We start from the raw sequence: 15,726 nt of genomic DNA on the forward strand, positions 1-15,726 counted from the left end.
TCAGGCAGCCGCTTTGGTAGCCGCTTCGATTTTACGCGTGATGTACCACTGTTGGGCGATGGACAGGCAGTTGTTCACAACCCAGTACAGCACCAGACCAGCCGGGAACCACAGGAAGAAGAAGGTGAAGATGATTGGCATCATTTTCATGACCTTCGCCTGCATCGGATCCGGAGGAGTCGGGTTCAACTGCTGCTGGATGAACATGGTTGCGCCCATGATGATCGGCAGAATGAAGAACGGATCCTTGATCGACAGGTCAGTAATCCACAGCATGAATGGCGCCTGGCGCATTTCCACGCTTTCCAGCAGAACCCAGTACAGCGAAAGGAAAACCGGCATCTGCACGAGGATTGGCAAGCAACCACCCAGCGGATTGATCTTCTCTTTCTTGTACAGCTCCATCATGGCTTGCGACATTTTCTGCCGGTCGTCGCCATGTTGCTCTTTCAGCGCGGCCAGTTTCGGTGCTACTGCACGCATGCGCGCCATGGATTTGTAGCTGGCAGCCGACAGCGGGAAGAAAATCCCCTTGATCAGCATGGTCAGGAAGATGATCGACCAGCCCCAGTTACCGACCAGCGCGTGGATATGTTGCAGCAGCCAGAAGATTGGCTGGGCAATGAACCACAGAATGCCGTAGTCGACGGTCAATTCCAGACCTGGGGACAACTCTTTCAGCACAGCCTGGCTTTTCGGACCTGCGTACAGAACGGCGCTGGTTTCAGCTTTCGCACCTGGCGCAACAGTCATTGCCGGGGCGGTGTAGCCGATGATGTAGTTGCCTTTGCTGTCTTTACGGGTCTGGACGACGTTGTTTTCGCCCTTGACCGGAATCCACGCGGTCACGAAGTAGTGCTGCAACCAGGCAACCCAACCACCGGTGACGGTTTCTTTCAGCTGAGCCTTGTCCATGTCCTTCATCGACACTTTCTTGTACGGCTCGTTACTTGTCCACAGGGCGGCGCCCAGGTAAGTCGCGGTGCCGGTGGCGGTGCTGGAAGAAGGATCGGAGCTGGCATCACGCTTCAGTTGCGCGAACATTGCACCGGACCAGGGCTGAGCGCTCTGGTTGTCGATCAGGTAGGAAACGGTTACGTCATACAAGCCACGTTTCAGCGTGAAACGCTTGATGTAGTTGACGCCGTCCTTGCTGAACTTCAGGTCCGCGACCAATTGGTCTTGACCGTCAGCCAGTTGATAAATCTTCTTCTCGGAGGAGTAAACCGGACGACCGGCAGGACTTGCGTCCGGACCGTTGGTGCCGATCAGGCCGCTCTGGGCCAGATAAGTCCGTTCGTTGCCGTTATCGAACAGCTGGAATGGAATTTCCGGATGGTCCTGGCGACGTGGATACAGCGGCAGCGTCAACTGGGCAACATCACCACCTTGTGGATCGATAGCCAGGTTGAGCACATCCGTTTTGATCTGGATGAGGTCTTTGCTTGCAGCTACTGGTGTTTCAGCAGGTGCAGTCGCACTGGTATCGCTTGCGGCGCGTGGAATGTCGTCACTGACAGAAGCATTATTGCCAGTCGCCGTGTCCGGCAGGCCCGGTGCGGTAGTACTGGAAGCAACATTCTGAGTCGGCAGGGCAGCCTGGCCATAGTCCTGGTTCCATTTAAGGACCATAACGTAGGACACGATTGCCAGGGCGACGATCAGGATCGTGCGTTTGATATCCATGATTACTCGGCCATCGAAGAAGAACGGGAGGTAGGGATAGATGGAACCGGGTCATAACCACCGGGATTCCACGGATGACAGCGACCTAAACGACGAAAGGTCAGCCAGCCACCGCGCAGAAGGCCATGATTTTCTATGGCTTCATACGCGTAGCAGGAACAACTGGGGTAGAAACGACAGTGACTGGCCATCAGGGGACTGATGGCATAGCGATAAAACTGGATCGGAACGAGTGCCAGTTTACGCATCGGTACTGTCTACCCCTACAGTTTCGGTTTTGACTGCTGGTACCGGCTTGCTGCGTGCCAGACGCTTCCAGAGTTTGTCGAAATGCTGAATCAATTCGGGGCTTTCTACGTCACCCAAACCTTTGCGCGCGACGATAACGATGTCCCAACCGACCAGTAAATCCTGGTTCAGGCGAAACGATTCGCGCATCAGACGTTTGAGGCGATTGCGCTCGACGGAGAGCTTTACGCTCTTTTTCCCGATAACCAGCCCGAGACGGGGGTGATCAAGATCGTTGTTGCGCGCAAGGAGCAGGAGATTTTTCCCCGGAACCTTGCCGGTAGGGGAGTCAAAGACTGCCTTGAAATGCCGGGGAGTAAGCAGACGCTTTTCCCGACTGAAGTCCTGACTCACCTCCAGTGCCGGCTTATCAAACTGCCAGACGCGCACGACCTTTGGCGCGACGACGCGACAGAACGGCACGACCGTTCTTGGTAGCCATGCGAGCACGGAAACCGTGGGTACGAGCGCGTTTGATAGTGCTTGGTTGGAAAGTACGTTTCATTGTCGTGTTACCTGGTTCGTCCACAACGGGCCGGAATGGCCCCCGTTTTAAGAGACCGGGGATTCTAGAGAAAGCAAGCCTCTAGGTCAATTTCCAACCAGCGTTTCCTTATAAATAGATATCCAGACGATTTGCTCGCCGAAGGTTGTTCGCTAGATATAGAAATAAAGAAGGGAATTATTTAAAGCTTTTCTGTAAAGCTTATAAAAGCTAGGGCCACGTTCGTCTGTGGATAACTACCTTCAGGCCTTCTAAACCGTGATGTACAGAGAATGACAACTACGGTGGAAAACGGTGGTCAGCCTGTGCTGCGCTGTCGGATAAGCTGTGTGTGGAAACGCTAGTTATCCACAGGCAGGTTATCCACCGAGTTTCGCCCCCACTTGTCCAGTGCCCTCATGGGCGGTTATCCACAGAGCTTATGCACATACCGTTGGTCTTCTTTTCGAGGGTTAACGCATTGATAAATCATGCCCTGTGCGCAACCTGCATGTGGATAAGTGGACGTCTGGTCGCTACAATGACCGCTTGTTTTTGCCTCACCGGCTTTCAACTTAGGGGATATCCGTGTCAGTGGAACTTTGGCAGCAGTGCGTTGAGCTTTTGCGCGATGAGCTGCCTGCCCAACAATTCAACACTTGGATCCGTCCACTACAGGTCGAAGCCGAAGGCGACGAGCTGCGTGTCTACGCGCCGAATCGTTTTGTTCTCGACTGGGTCAATGAAAAGTACCTGGGCCGCGTCCTTGAACTGCTGGATGAGCATGGCAATGGCCTGGCGCCGGCGCTGTCCTTATTAATAGGCAGCAAACGCAGTTCGGCGCCGCGTGCGGCACCCAATGCCCCGTTGGCCGCTGCAGCGTCCCAGGCCCAGGCCGCTCAAGCGCCTGTCAGCGCTCCAGCGCCAGCCCCGGCAGCAGCCTCGACCAAACGTGCGACACAAAAAGTAGCCGAGGTCAGTGAAGAGCCGTCCCGCGACAGCTTCGACCCAATGGCCGGCGCCAGTTCGCAGCAGGCCCCGGTTCGCTCCGAACAGCGTACGGTGCAGGTCGAAGGCGCGCTCAAGCACACCAGCTACCTGAACCGCACCTTTACCTTCGAGAACTTCGTCGAAGGCAAGTCCAACCAACTGGCACGGGCTGCGGCCTGGCAGGTGGCGGACAACCCCAAGCACGGCTACAACCCGCTCTTCCTTTATGGCGGTGTCGGCTTGGGTAAAACGCACTTGATGCACGCGGTGGGTAACCACCTATTAAAGAAGAATCCGAATGCCAAGGTTGTGTACCTGCATTCCGAGCGTTTCGTTGCAGACATGGTCAAGGCCTTGCAGCTGAATGCGATCAACGAGTTCAAGCGCTTCTACCGCTCGGTGGATGCGTTGCTGATCGATGACATTCAGTTCTTCGCCCGCAAGGAACGCTCTCAGGAAGAGTTTTTCCACACCTTCAACGCCCTGCTTGAAGGTGGCCAGCAGGTCATTCTTACCAGTGACCGCTATCCGAAAGAAATCGAAGGCCTTGAAGAGCGCCTGAAGTCACGTTTCGGCTGGGGCCTGACGGTTGCCGTCGAGCCGCCGGAGCTGGAAACCCGCGTGGCGATCCTGATGAAAAAGGCCGACCAGGCCAAAGTCGATCTGCCGCACGACGCGGCGTTCTTCATTGCCCAGCGTATTCGCTCCAACGTCCGTGAGCTGGAAGGCGCGCTCAAACGCGTGATCGCCCACTCGCACTTCATGGGCCGTGATATCACCATTGAGCTGATTCGCGAATCCCTGAAAGACTTGTTGGCGCTGCAAGACAAACTGGTGTCTGTGGATAACATTCAGCGCACCGTCGCCGAGTATTACAAGATCAAGATATCCGACCTGCTGTCCAAGCGTCGTTCACGCTCGGTAGCACGTCCGCGTCAGGTCGCCATGGCGTTGTCCAAGGAACTGACCAACCACAGCCTGCCGGAAATCGGCGATGTGTTTGGCGGCCGCGACCATACGACTGTTTTGCACGCCTGCCGCAAGATCAACGAGCTTAAGGAATCCGACGCGGACATCCGCGAGGACTATAAGAACCTGCTGCGTACACTGACTACTTGATGAACACCAGCGCAGCTTATTAAGGCAAGGGACTAGACCATGCATTTCACCATTCAACGCGAAGCCCTGTTGAAACCCCTGCAACTGGTCGCAGGCGTCGTCGAGCGCCGACAGACCTTGCCGGTGCTCTCCAACGTGCTGCTGGTTGTCGAAGGCCAGCAACTGTCGCTGACCGGTACCGACCTGGAAGTCGAGCTGGTCGGTCGTGTGCAACTCGAAGAGCCTGCGGACCCGGGTTCCATCACTGTGCCTGCGCGCAAGCTGATGGACATCTGCAAGAGCTTGCCGAACGATGCGCTGATCGACATCAAGGTCGATGAGCAGAAGCTCGTGGTGAAGGCCGGCCGTAGCCGCTTCACCCTGTCGACCCTGCCAGCCAATGACTTCCCGACGGTGGAAGAAGGCCCAGGCTCTCTGACCTGCAGCCTTGAGCAAAGCAAACTGCGTCGTCTGATTGAACGCACCAGCTTCGCCATGGCGCAGCAGGACGTGCGTTACTACCTCAACGGCATGCTGCTGGAAGTCTCGGCCGGGATCATCCGCGCCGTGGCGACTGACGGTCACCGTCTGGCCATGTGTTCGATGCAGGCCGATATCGGTCAGCCGGATCGTCATCAGGTGATAGTACCGCGCAAAGGTATTCTGGAACTGGCGCGTCTGCTGACCGAACCGGACGGCAACGTCAGCATCGTGCTGGGCCAGCACCACATCCGCGCCACCACCGGCGAGTTCACCTTCACCTCGAAACTGGTCGACGGTAAATTCCCTGACTACGAGCGTGTTCTGCCTAAAGGCGGCGACAAACTGGTACTCGGCGATCGTCAGGCATTGCGTGAAGCGTTCAGCCGTACCGCGATTCTGTCCAACGAGAAGTACCGTGGCATCCGTCTGCAACTGGCCAATGGTCAGCTGAAGATCCAGGCGAACAACCCGGAGCAGGAAGAAGCGGAAGAAGAAGTGGGCGTTGAGTATAACGGCGGCTCTCTGGAAATCGGCTTCAACGTGAGCTATCTGCTCGACGTGCTGGGCGTGATGACCACCGAGCAGGTTCGCTTGATCCTGTCCGACTCCAACAGCAGTGCGCTGGTGCAAGAGTCCGACAACGACGACTCGGCTTACGTTGTCATGCCGATGCGTCTGTAATCATGCTCAGCAGAACCTAGATGTCCTTAAGTCGCGTCTCGGTCACCGCGGTGCGCAATCTGCACCCGGTGACCTTCTCCCCCTCCCCCCGAATAAACATTCTTTACGGCGCCAACGGCAGCGGCAAAACCAGTGTTCTAGAAGCCATTCATCTGCTGGGGCTTGCCCGTTCGTTTCGTAGCAGCCGTCTGTTACCCGTCATTCAATACGAGCAATTGGCGTGCACGGTGTTTGGCCAAGTCGAATTGGCTGAGGGTGGACACAGTGCGTTGGGGATATCTCGCGACCGCCAGGGTGAGTTCCAGATTCGCATTGATGGGCAGAACGCACGAAGTGCTGCGCAACTGGCAGAGATCCTGCCGTTGCAATTGATCAACCCGGACAGCTTCCGCCTGCTGGAAGGTGCGCCGAAGATTCGCCGACAGTTTCTCGACTGGGGTGTGTTCCACGTGGAACCCCGATTCATGTCCACGTGGCAGCGCTTGCAGAAGGCCTTGCGCCAGAGAAACTCTTGGCTGCGACATGGTACACTTGACGCCGTTTCGCAAGCGGTTTGGGACAGGGAACTGTGCCAGGCCAGCGCTGAAATAGATGAATACCGCCGCGCTTACATCAAAGCCTTGAAACCAGTCTTTGAACAGACCTTGAGCGAACTGGTTGAGCTTGAGGGCTTAACGCTCAGCTATTACCGAGGCTGGGACAAAGACCGTGAGTTGAGTGCAGTGCTCGCCGGGTCCCTTCAGCGGGATCAGCAAATGGGTCATACCCAAGCCGGACCACAACGCGCTGATTTGCGTCTTAGATTGGGCGCACATAACGCCGCGGACATCTTGTCTCGTGGCCAGCAGAAGTTGGTGGTCTGTGCATTGCGGATCGCCCAAGGGCATTTGGTTAGCCAGGCCCGTCGCGGCCAGTGTATTTATCTGGTGGATGACCTGCCGTCCGAACTGGATGAGCACCACCGTCGCGCGCTTTGCCGCTTGCTGGAAGACTTACGCTGCCAGGTCTTTATCACCTGTGTAGATCACGAATTATTGAGGGAAGGCTGGCAGACGGAAACGCCAGTCGCTCTGTTCCACGTGGAACAGGGCCGTATCACCCAGACCCACGACCATCGGGAGTGAAGGCATTGAGCGAAGAAAATACGTACGACTCAACGAGCATTAAAGTGCTGAAAGGCCTGGATGCCGTACGCAAACGTCCCGGTATGTACATTGGTGACACTGACGATGGCAGTGGTCTGCACCACATGGTGTTCGAGGTGGTCGATAACTCGATCGACGAAGCTTTGGCAGGCCATTGCGACGACATCAGCATTATCATCCACCCGGACGAGTCCATTACCGTTCGCGACAACGGTCGTGGCATCCCGGTAGACGTGCACAAAGAAGAAGGCGTCTCGGCGGCCGAGGTCATCATGACCGTGCTGCACGCCGGCGGTAAGTTCGACGACAACTCCTACAAGGTATCCGGCGGTCTGCACGGTGTAGGTGTGTCGGTGGTGAACGCACTGTCCAAAGAACTGATCCTGACCGTTCGCCGCAGCGGAAAAATCTGGGAACAGACTTATGTCCACGGTGTTCCGCAAGAGCCGATGAAAATCGTTGGCGAAAGCGAAACCACTGGCACCCAGATCCACTTCAAGCCTTCGGCTGAAACCTTCAAGAACATCCACTTCAGCTGGGACATCCTGGCCAAGCGGATTCGCGAACTGTCCTTCCTCAACTCCGGTGTCGGCATCGTCCTCAAGGATGAGCGCAGCGGCAAGGAAGAGTTGTTCAAGTACGAAGGTGGTCTGCGTGCGTTCGTTGAATACCTGAACACCAACAAGACTGCGGTCAACCAGGTGTTCCACTTCAACATCCAGCGTGAAGACGGCATCGGCGTGGAAATCGCCCTGCAGTGGAACGACAGCTTCAACGAGAACCTGTTGTGTTTCACCAACAACATTCCACAGCGCGATGGCGGTACTCACCTGGTGGGTTTCCGTTCCGCGCTGACGCGTAACCTGAACACCTACATCGAAGCTGAAGGTTTGGCGAAGAAGCACAAAGTTGCCACCACCGGTGACGATGCCCGCGAAGGCCTGACAGCGATCATTTCGGTAAAAGTGCCGGATCCGAAGTTCAGCTCCCAGACCAAAGACAAGCTGGTGTCTTCCGAAGTGAAGACCGCGGTTGAACAGGAAATGGGCAAGTACTTCTCTGACTTCCTGCTGGAGAACCCGAACGAAGCCAAGCTGGTCGTCGGCAAGATGATCGATGCGGCGCGTGCGCGTGAAGCAGCGCGTAAGGCCCGTGAGATGACCCGCCGCAAAGGTGCGCTGGACATCGCCGGCTTGCCGGGCAAACTGGCTGACTGCCAGGAAAAAGACCCTGCCCTTTCCGAACTGTACCTCGTGGAAGGTGACTCTGCTGGCGGCTCCGCCAAGCAGGGACGCAACCGTCGCACCCAGGCCATCCTGCCGCTCAAGGGCAAGATCCTGAACGTGGAGAAGGCACGCTTCGACAAGATGATCTCTTCGCAAGAAGTGGGCACCTTGATCACCGCGCTGGGCTGCGGCATTGGCCGCGACGAGTACAACATCGACAAGCTGCGCTATCACAACATCATCATCATGACCGATGCTGACGTCGACGGTTCGCACATCCGTACCCTGCTGCTGACCTTCTTCTTCCGTCAGTTGCCGGAGTTGATCGAGCGCGGTTACATCTACATCGCTCAGCCGCCGCTGTACAAGGTCAAGAAAGGCAAGCAAGAGCAATACATCAAAGACGACGACGCCATGGAAGAGTACATGACGCAGTCGGCCCTGGAAGACGCGAGCCTGCACCTGAACGAAGAAGCCCCGGGTATCTCTGGCGAAGCGCTTGAGCGTCTGGTGAATGACTTCCGCCTGGTGATGAAGACCCTCAAGCGTCTGTCGCGCCTGTACCCGCAGGAACTGACCGAGCACTTCATCTACCTGCCAGCGGTGAGCATGGAGCAACTGTCCGATCACGCAGCGATGCAGGATTGGATGGCTCAGTTCGAAGTTCGCCTGCGCACCGTCGAGAAATCCGGCCTGGTTTACAAAGCCAGCCTGCGTGAAGACCGTGAACGTAACGTCTGGCTGCCAGAGGTCGAGCTGATCTCCCACGGCCTGTCGAACTACATCACCTTCAACCGCGATTTCTTCGGCAGCAACGATTACAAGACAGTTGTGTCGTTGGGCGCTCAATTGAGCACCTTGCTGGACGACGGCGCGTACATCCAGCGCGGCGAGCGCAAGAAGCCGGTCACCGAGTTCAAGGAAGCCCTTGAATGGCTGATGGCTGAAAGCACCAAGCGTCACACCATCCAGCGATACAAAGGTCTGGGCGAAATGAACCCGGATCAGCTGTGGGAAACCACCATGGACCCAAGCCAGCGCCGGATGCTCAAAGTGACCATCGAGGACGCCATTGGCGCGGACCAGATCTTCAACACCCTGATGGGTGATGCGGTCGAACCCCGTCGTGACTTCATCGAAAGTAACGCCTTGGCGGTGTCCAACCTGGACTTCTGATCCAGCAGGACCGCTAAAACGAAAAAGGCCAACGCTTAGCGTTGGCCTTTTTTATTGATCGTCGAAACGTCGTCATTCGCTAGCAGTGGCCACGCTCTCGAGCCGATACCCATACCCGTAAATCGTCAGCAGCTGCCAACCGCGATCGGCCGTCAGGCCCAGCTTGTTGCGCAGGCGATAAATATGAGTATCCAGCGGGCGGGAGGACGCTATTTCTTCATGGGTCCAAAAACGTTCATACAAGTATTCACGGGACAACGGTCGGCCCAGATTGGCGAACAGGCAGCGAGCGAGACGGTATTCCCGTTCGGTCAGGCTGATGGGGGTGGTGGCGCGGGTGACGGTGAGTTCGGCGTCGTCGAATTCAAGGTCATTGAAGGTCAGTATTTCGGTGGCTGCCGCGCGTTGCAGCCCATGCCGACGAAGCACCGCGCTGACTCGAGCCATCAGTTCGTTGGGACGAAACGGTTTGCTCACGTAATCGTCGGCCCCGGCGTTCAACGCCTGGACGATATCGCTTTCGGTATCGCGACTGGTGAGCATGATCGCGGCCGGTGGCACGTCCATGTGTTCACGGGTCCAGCGCAACAACGCCAGGCCGCTGATATCGGGCAGTTGCCAGTCGAGGATCAGCAGGTCGAAGGTCTCCCGCCGAAGTTGCCGTAGCAAGTCCTCTCCCCGCTCGAAGCTGTGCAACGTCCACCCCTGCTCTCCCGCTACGGGGATCTGTCGCAGTGTCTGTTCCACCCGGCGAAGTTCGGCGGGTTCGTCATCCAGTATTGCGACACGCATGCCGAGTGTTTCCTTCATCTCGTAAGTGCAAAGTTTAAGAAATTGCCTGCGGGAGTTTAGGCTGATTGATTGAATCTGAACAATTGTGGCGAATTGCTGCGAACTTCCCAAGCATGGTTACGCTGATGTCACTTCGCCGGTAGACGATGATCCATCAGCAGAATGCTCAAGAGGTACTGTGGGAAAGATGCACCTAAAGATTCTCTCTAATGGGTTCACAAGACTGGCAGCATTGATGTTGGTGGCTGGCCTTGGACTGGGATGCACCACGGTCCAGTCGATTCCAGTCGTCGACCAAGAGGCTGTACCGCGTTACTTCGGCCCAACAGAAACAAACACGGTTATGGGGGATTCGCCCGGCTTTGCCCCGATGCACTCCCCACAGATAGACGCCGTACAACCTGACCCAACACATCAACGTTGGGTGTTTTGAACGCGCTCGGCCAATTCTGAACAAATATTGATAATTGCCTCACATGGCTTCCATGTCGGTAAATTCGTTGGCGCTGAGCGGCACAGGGGCATTGGGATGTGCTCCGACGCAGGGAGCGTCAAGCCAACCTGGCAGGACCGTCGATTGCCGGTTTTCGGTGGTCCGCACGTTCAGGGGGAAATACATGGAGTGCCTGCTCGGCTCCGACACAGGGATGTGTCATCCCATTTCCTTTGCTTCCATGGCTATCTGCCAGAGCATCCGGTCAGGTATCGTGCGTCAAGCGCGTGCGTTTCCCGGCATGATTTCCATAAGAGCATAAAAGCCAATCCATGAACCCCATGACCTTATTGCTCTCACGCCGTTCTGGTGTCTGTCTTTTACTGGTTGCCGGCCTGATGGGATTGCTCACCCAGAGTGCATCGGCGGCAGTCTCCTTGGCAAAACGCTTGCCTTATATCGATGAAAACCAACAATGCCGTGGTCAACCGCTGCCGGCGACTGTCGAGCATCTGACCGGTGAAGCCTGGAAGCTGGACGCCAAAGGCAAGCAGACGCCGCTGCAGGAAGGTATGTCAATCGACGAGCAGGAAGGAGTCAAAACCTCGCCCTCAGCGTTTGTCAGCCTGTCCCTGGGTGATGGCTCGCGGGTGGTGTTGCCCTCCAGTTCCCATATCACCCTGCATCTCAATGAAGAACATTCGATCCCTCAGGTCATTCTTGAGCAGGGGCAGGTTGAGTCGTATGTGATCAAACGTCCCAGCGACCATGACCGCTTTCAGATCGTCACGCCGGTCGGTGTACTGGGCGTACGGGGCACGCACTTTCGGGTGCGCAACGATGACGGTGGCGAGGCGCTGCTGGAGGTTCTGAACGGACACGTGGCGGTCAACCGTGATGAGGAAACGTCGGGCTCCCGCCCTGCCCGGTCGGCTGCCAAACGGACTCAGAGCGCTGACGCTGACGAGGTCCAGGTCATGGCCCGTCAGGGTTTACGTATTCAGAAACAAGGCACATTGACGCCAATCGACTTGCTACCTGCCCCACGTTTGTTGGGGCAAGCCGGTCAGACGGGTAATGTGCCTGTGTGGCAATTGATCATGAAACCCATCGAAGGGGCCACGCGTTATCGGGCGCAAGTGGCTACCGACGCAGCCTTTCTGGACATCAAGCAAGAGCAGTTTTCCAGCACGCCAGAGGTCAGATTCAGCGGGCTGAAAGCGTTTTTCTACCATGTTCGCCTGTCGGCCTATGACGCTCAGGGGCTAGAGGGAGAGACCGGGGTGTATGACATTTTCTATTACCCCAGGATCACGCGTGTCCAATAGCGCCCTGGCCGACGACCGATGAAGAGACGGCCAAGGAAGGATGACCGCGAGCCGACCCAGGCTCAGCGGTTGTTTCAGCGGATGGTGCGCGAGTGGCTGTGGGTCTGTCTGATCCTGTTGCCGCTGACGGCGATGCTGTCGATGAATCAGGGGCTGGCCCTGAGCAATCTGCTGTATGACAACCTGCGCCGGCTGAGTCCGCTGCCGGTGGACCCGCGAATACTCATCGTCACGATCGATGACTACAGCTTGCAGCAGCTTGGCCAATGGCCGTGGTCGCGGGTCATGCACGCGCAACTTTTGGATCGGCTCAGCGCCGCGAACGTTAAAGGCGTTCTGTTCGACGTTATCTTCAGCGAGCCCGATAGCCATCCCGGCAACGATCAGCTTTTGGCCCAGGCGGTCTGTCGGGCCGGGAATGTTTTCGTGCCGCTGTTGCGCGAAGGCGTCGCACGTTATGGCCAGCCCTTGGGGGAAATTGAACCGGTGGCTGCGCTGAGCCATTGCGCCAAAGGCATCGGGCACATCAATGCCGAAGCGGATGCCGACGGCATTGTGCGCAGTGTGTATTTAAGCGAAGGACCGGCGCAAAAAGCACGCCCGCAACTGGCTTGGCTGCTGTACGAAGAATCCCTTACCGATAAGGGAAATGTACCGATGTCTGGTACCCCGGCCCTGCCATCGGCGCAAGGCTGGCAGCGAGCCCACGAAATACGAATTCCTTTCATCCATTCCGACGCGGGCTTTCCCACTGTGCCCTACGTCAGCGTATTGCGCGGCGAAGTCCCGCCCGAGTTGTTGCGCGATCGCTTGATCCTGATCGGCTCGACCGCTCCAGGCCTGGGCGACCGCTACGTGACACCGCAATCGGCCAGCATTGGCACCACACCGGGCATCGAGATCCAGGCGAATATCCTCAACGGGCTGCTGCAACAGCGCAACATCGTGGTTCTCGATCAGCGCTTGGCGGCGTTGCTATCGGTGATGATTGTCGGTGAGTTGCTGGGCCTGCTGTTGGTACGTCCGCGTCGCGCCCTATGGCTGACACTGGGTGCAATGGCGGCCGCTCTACTGGGTTCGGGTGTACTGTTGCGGCTTGGTTGGTGGTGGTCACCGGCGGCGAGCCTGCTAGGGATGATGCTGGGCTACCTGATCTGGAATTGGCGAAGGCTGAACGCGGTGCTCGCCTATTTCGGCTGGGAACTGGCGCGCCTGGATAGCGAGCCGAAAGTCTTTCCCGAACGTCGTCGCACCCAGGCCCCGGCCGGTGATGTGCTGCAAGGGCAAATCGTCGCGCTGGAGCAGGCCATGAGCCGGACCCGCGACACCCGACGTTTCATCGCCGATGGACTTGAATACCTGCCGGTGGCGACACTGATCAGCGATCCGAACGGACGTATTCTGCTGGCCAACCGCAAGGCTCGAGAGGTGTTTGGTCGTGGCCTGGTGGGCGAGGACATGCTCGAGCAACTGAGCGACTTGGGTTACCCGGTGCCGTCCAATGGAATGCCATCTGCGTTGTCGACCCTGGAGCCGCTGGAGTTTCGTGACACCCAGGCACGCAGCCTGCGTCTGGACCTGGCACCGCTGTTGCCGGCCGAGGGTGACTCCGTGATTGGCTGGCTGCTGAGCCTCACTGACTTGAGCGTCGAGCGCGATGCCGAAGAACAGCGAGCCGTGTTGCTGCGTTTTTTGTCCCATGACCTCAGGGCTCCCCATTCGGCGATACTGGCCTTGCTCGATGTTCAGCGGCATCAGGTGTCCGGCGACACTCAAGTGTTCAGTCAGATCGAGTTACAAGTGCGCAAGGCGCTGAACCTGACCGAGGCTTTTGTGCAGTTGGCAAAAGCCGAGTCCGAGGCCTATCAGTTTCAGCCGAGCATGTTCGCGATGTTGTTGCTCGATACCTTCGACCAGGCTTCGAGCATCGCTCATCTGAAGAACATTCAATTACTGCATGACCTCGACGAAGACGCTGAAGCGCTGGTCCTGGCCGATCAATCGCTACTGACACGGGCACTGTTCAACCTGCTGGAAAACGCCATCAAGTACAGTCCGGCGGGCTCGCGGATCTCAGTGCGGGTGAGTTGTGCCGAGGGTTGGCTACTGTGCGAGATCGCCGATCAGGGGCGAGGGATTGCTGTCGATGAACTTCCCGAGCTGTTCAGTCAGTATCGGCGTTTTACCTCGGCTCACGGCAGCGACGGCCTGGGGTTGGGTTTGTCCATGGTCAAGGCGGTGGTGGACCGTCATGGCGGGAGGATTTCCTGTCATAGCGTGGTGGGGCAAGGCACGACGTTCAGCGTCCAGTTACCGCTATTGAGCGAGTGATCCAGACGCTTTCAACGGGCATAAAAAAACCGGCTATATCAGCCGGTTTTTTTACGTCCTAAATATACTTATGCACCTTTTCCGGCGTTTTATTTGCTTAAGAAATATGTATGTAAATCATAAGTTTAAAAACAAAAAACGACGGTTTTCAACAAAACGGTACACAGGTTATCCACAGAATCTCAGACAGTCACTTGATCGGTAGCGTTGGGTGCCGCCGGGGCTGCTGGCAGCGAGCCCATCTCGCGTTGCATCTGTTCGTTCCAGGCCTGCACTCGATCATTCAGGTCGGCAATGGCTCGCGGCCCGTTACCCTCGGCGTACATCGGCGCGCCAATGATGACGGTGATCACGCCTTGCTGTTTCGCCCAACCGGTTTTTGGCCAGAACTTGCCGGCATTGTGCGCAATCGGCAGTACCGGTAATGACGCATTGACGGCCAACGCGGTGCCACCGCGGGAGAACTTGCCGATAGTGCCGTAAGGGACGCGAGTCCCTTCAGGGAAGATCAGTACCCAGACATTGTCCTTGAGCAGCTCATCACCCTTCTTCGCCACATGTTTGAGCGCGGCCTTTGGGTTGCCACGGTCGATGGCGATCGGTCGCAGCATGGCCATGGCCCAGCCGAAGAACGGAACGTAGAGCAGTTCGCGCTTGAGCACCTGGCTCAGAGGCTCGAAATAGGCCGAGAGAAAAAATGTCTCCCAGGTGCTCTGGTGGTTCGACTGAATCACGCAGGGCTGGTCAGGCACGTTCTCGGCACCCTTCACTTCGTAACGGATACCCAGAAAGACTTTGCTCAGCCATAAGGCGCAGCGGCACCAGTACACGTTGATAAAGCGATAGCGCGCCTTGAATGGCAGAAACGGCGCGATAAAAAAGCTCAGGGTGCACCAGAGCAAAGAGCTGGTGCCCAGCAGCAGGTAAAAGAGGAAAGTTCTGATGGCCTGCAGTATCGACATGGCGACATTTACCGTTGCGGGCATTGCCCGCCTATTCAAGCGCACTCCCGATCAGTCCTTGGCCAGGATGTCAGAAGAGCCTTAGTTGTGGATAAGTTCCGCGGCAATCGCCGCCAGATCGTCAAAAATCAAGGTGCCCGCCGGTAGGGTCTTGCCCTGCGTCTTTTCGCCTTTCCCGGTCTTTACCAAAACTGGCTGAGAGTCGACGGCTCTGGCGGCTTCCAGGTCACCGAGAGTATCGCCGACGAACCATAGATTCGTCAGCGAAACGTTGTAATGCGCGGCGATGGTTTTCAACATCCCGGGTTTTGGCTTGCGGCAATCGCAGCCATCGTCTGGCCCGTGCGGGCAATAGACGATCAGCCCGACTTCGCCACCCTGCTCCGCCACCAGCTCGCGCAAGCGAGCGTGCATGGCATCCAGGGTGGCGATGTCGTAATAGCCGCGAGCGATGCCCGACTGGTTGGTAGCGACCGCCACCGTCCAGCCGGCCTTGCTCAACTGCGCGATCGCTTCGATCGAACCGGGGAGCGGAATCCACTCCTCCACCGACTTGATGTACGCGTCGGAGTCGTAATTGATCACTCCGTCCCGATCGAGAATCAGCAGTTTCAACAGCAGCC

At 57.1% G+C, this 15,726-nt stretch carries 13 protein-coding genes; 6 read left to right on the forward strand and 7 right to left on the reverse strand.

Annotation, left to right across the window (positions count from 1 at the left end; genetic code table 11):
- From yidC to rpmH, 4 genes are read right to left on the reverse strand one after another with little or no spacing between them, the layout of a single operon-like run.
- On the reverse strand, positions 1-1,686 hold the full coding sequence (gene yidC, locus PMI30_RS21025) for a membrane protein insertase YidC (protein ID WP_008007895.1): 1,686 nt from the start codon (positions 1,684-1,686) through the stop codon (positions 1-3).
- Positions 1,687-1,688: 2 nt separating this feature from the next.
- On the reverse strand, positions 1,689-1,934 hold the full coding sequence (gene yidD / locus PMI30_RS30420) for a membrane protein insertion efficiency factor YidD (RefSeq protein WP_052966011.1): 246 nt from the start codon (positions 1,932-1,934) through the stop codon (positions 1,689-1,691).
- Entirely contained in the window at positions 1,927-2,328 is a 402-nt protein-coding gene (gene rnpA / locus PMI30_RS21020) for a ribonuclease P protein component (protein ID WP_032830545.1), read from the reverse strand. Before rnpA ends, yidD begins: the two co-directional genes overlap by 8 nt.
- 16 nt (positions 2,329-2,344) lie before the next feature.
- Complete coding sequence (rpmH, locus tag PMI30_RS30425; RefSeq protein ID WP_003213577.1) at positions 2,345-2,479, reverse strand: 50S ribosomal protein L34; 135 nt, start codon at positions 2,477-2,479, stop codon at positions 2,345-2,347.
- 567 nt (positions 2,480-3,046) lie between these two features.
- On the opposite strand from rpmH, the gene dnaA reads away from it, so the two are divergent.
- From dnaA to gyrB, 4 genes are read left to right on the forward strand one after another with little or no spacing between them, the layout of a single operon-like run.
- Positions 3,047-4,567: a chromosomal replication initiator protein DnaA gene (dnaA, locus tag PMI30_RS21015; protein ID WP_008007897.1), complete on the forward strand. Its 1,521-nt coding sequence runs from the start codon at positions 3,047-3,049 to the stop codon at positions 4,565-4,567.
- A 39-nt stretch (positions 4,568-4,606) separates the two neighbouring features.
- Positions 4,607-5,710: a DNA polymerase III subunit beta gene (gene dnaN / locus PMI30_RS21010; protein ID WP_007903001.1), complete on the forward strand. Its 1,104-nt coding sequence runs from the start codon at positions 4,607-4,609 to the stop codon at positions 5,708-5,710.
- Positions 5,711-5,730: 20 nt separating this feature from the next.
- Positions 5,731-6,834, forward strand: coding sequence for a DNA replication/repair protein RecF (gene recF, locus PMI30_RS21005; RefSeq protein WP_008007898.1), 1,104 nt, complete (start codon positions 5,731-5,733; stop codon positions 6,832-6,834).
- Positions 6,835-6,839: 5 nt separating this feature from the next.
- Positions 6,840-9,257 carry a DNA topoisomerase (ATP-hydrolyzing) subunit B gene (gyrB, locus tag PMI30_RS21000; RefSeq protein ID WP_007902994.1) on the forward strand — a complete coding sequence of 806 codons (2,418 nt, stop codon included), beginning with the start codon at positions 6,840-6,842 and terminating at the stop codon, positions 9,255-9,257.
- Positions 9,258-9,329: 72 nt separating this feature from the next.
- On the opposite strand, the gene PMI30_RS20995 is transcribed toward gyrB, so the two are convergent.
- Positions 9,330-10,049 carry a response regulator transcription factor gene (locus PMI30_RS20995; RefSeq protein WP_008007900.1) on the reverse strand — a complete coding sequence of 240 codons (720 nt, stop codon included), beginning with the start codon at positions 10,047-10,049 and terminating at the stop codon, positions 9,330-9,332.
- A 765-nt stretch (positions 10,050-10,814) separates the two neighbouring features.
- Here PMI30_RS20995 and PMI30_RS20990 point away from each other — a divergent pair.
- Both PMI30_RS20990 and PMI30_RS20985 read left to right on the forward strand, forming a co-directional pair.
- Positions 10,815-11,810, forward strand: a complete 996-nt coding sequence (locus tag PMI30_RS20990; RefSeq protein ID WP_008007903.1) for a FecR family protein — start codon at positions 10,815-10,817, stop codon at positions 11,808-11,810.
- 18 nt (positions 11,811-11,828) lie between these two features.
- Positions 11,829-14,141: a CHASE2 domain-containing protein gene (locus PMI30_RS20985; protein WP_008007905.1), complete on the forward strand. Its 2,313-nt coding sequence runs from the start codon at positions 11,829-11,831 to the stop codon at positions 14,139-14,141.
- Positions 14,142-14,323: 182 nt separating this feature from the next.
- Here PMI30_RS20985 and PMI30_RS20980 read toward each other — a convergent pair whose 3' ends face one another.
- Together PMI30_RS20980 and gmhB are read right to left on the reverse strand one after the other, a co-directional pair.
- Positions 14,324-15,103 carry a lysophospholipid acyltransferase family protein gene (locus PMI30_RS20980; RefSeq protein ID WP_032835069.1) on the reverse strand — a complete coding sequence of 260 codons (780 nt, stop codon included), beginning with the start codon at positions 15,101-15,103 and terminating at the stop codon, positions 14,324-14,326.
- Positions 15,104-15,184: 81 nt separating this feature from the next.
- Positions 15,185-15,724 (reverse strand): D-glycero-beta-D-manno-heptose 1,7-bisphosphate 7-phosphatase, encoded by a 540-nt coding sequence (gmhB, locus tag PMI30_RS20975; protein ID WP_162831697.1) that lies wholly within the window; start codon positions 15,722-15,724, stop codon positions 15,185-15,187.
- Between the last annotated feature and the right edge of the window lie 2 nt (positions 15,725-15,726).

It is taken from the genome of Pseudomonas sp. GM50 (genome assembly GCF_000282375.1).
Taxonomy (GTDB): Bacteria; Pseudomonadota; Gammaproteobacteria; order Pseudomonadales; family Pseudomonadaceae; genus Aquipseudomonas.